At 68.7% G+C, this 1,189-nt stretch carries 2 protein-coding genes and 1 pseudogene; all 3 read left to right on the forward strand.

Annotated elements, in window-relative coordinates:
• A pseudogene (locus AC1DU6_RS32005) lies at positions 1–283 on the forward strand (Fe-S protein assembly chaperone HscA); the annotation flags it as partial.
• Between the two features lie 8 nt (positions 284–291).
• Entirely contained in the window at positions 292–630 is a 339-nt protein-coding gene (gene fdx, locus AC1DU6_RS32010; RefSeq protein ID WP_056196904.1) for an ISC system 2Fe-2S type ferredoxin, read from the forward strand.
• 5 nt (positions 631–635) lie between these two features.
• On the forward strand, positions 636–1,189 hold a 554-nt coding region (locus tag AC1DU6_RS32015; protein ID WP_477862235.1), incomplete at its 3' end, for a tRNA (adenosine(37)-N6)-threonylcarbamoyltransferase complex transferase subunit TsaD.

Here is a 1,189-nt window from a genome sequence, read left to right on the forward strand (position 1 = left end):
GGGCGACATGGCGGCGCGCAAGCTGCGCGAGGCCAAGGTCGAGGCCGAGCGCATGGTCCTCGCGACGCGCAGCGCCCTGGCCGCCGATGGCGACCTGCTGCCGGCGGCGGAACGCGACGCTCTGGAGGCGCGGTTGAAGGACCTGGCCAAGATGGACGGCGATGCCGACGCCATCGACGCCGCCGTCAAGGCGCTGGCCGAGGCGACCGAAGGCTTTGCCGCCGAGCGCATGAACCGCTCCATCGCCCGCGCGCTGACCGGCCGTGCCGTCAACCAGATTTGAGAACTGACATGCCCGTCATCAAGATCCTTCCCCACGCCGAGTATTGCCCCGACGGCGCCAGCATCACCGCTACGCCCGGCACGTCGATCTGCGAAGCCCTGCTGGCCAACGACATCCACATCGAGCACGCCTGCGACCAAGTCTGCGCCTGCACGACCTGCCACGTCATCGTGCGCGAAGGCGGCCGTTCGTTGAGCGAGATGGAAGAAGACGAAGAGGACATGCTCGACCGCGCCTGGGGGCTGGAGCCCGACTCGCGCTTGTCCTGCCAGGCGCTGTTGCGCCAGCAGGATGTGACGGTCGAGATTCCCAAGTACTCGATCAACCACGCCAAGGAAGGCAAGTGACCTCCGTGCAGCGCATCCTCGGGTTCGAGTCGTCCTGCGACGAGACCGGGGTTGCGCTTGTCGAGATCGATGGCGATGCGCCGCCGCGGCTGATGGCGCAGGCGCTGCACAGCCAGATCACGATGCACCAGGCCTACGGCGGCGTCGTGCCCGAGTTGGCCTCGCGAGATCATGTGCGCCGCGTGCTGCCGCTGACGCGCGAGGTTCTGTCCCAGGCCGGCTTGGCGCTGCAGGACGTCGATCTGATCGCCTACACGCAGGGCCCCGGCCTCGCGGGGGCGTTGCTGGTGGGCGCCGGCGTGGCGGTGTCGCTGGCCGCTGCGCTCGATGTGCCGGCGCTGCCCATCCATCACCTGGAAGGGCATCTGCTGTCGCCCTTCCTGTCGACAGACCCGCCGGAGTTTCCCTTTGTCGCGCTGCTGGTCAGCGGCGGCCACACGCAACTGATGCGCGTGGACGGCGTGGGCAGCTACGAGATCCTCGGCGAGACCATCGACGACGCGGCCGGCGAGGCCTTCGACAAGAGTGCCAAGCTGCTCGGCCTGCCTTACCCCGGCGG

This window comes from Roseateles sp. P5_B10 (assembly GCF_056400485.1).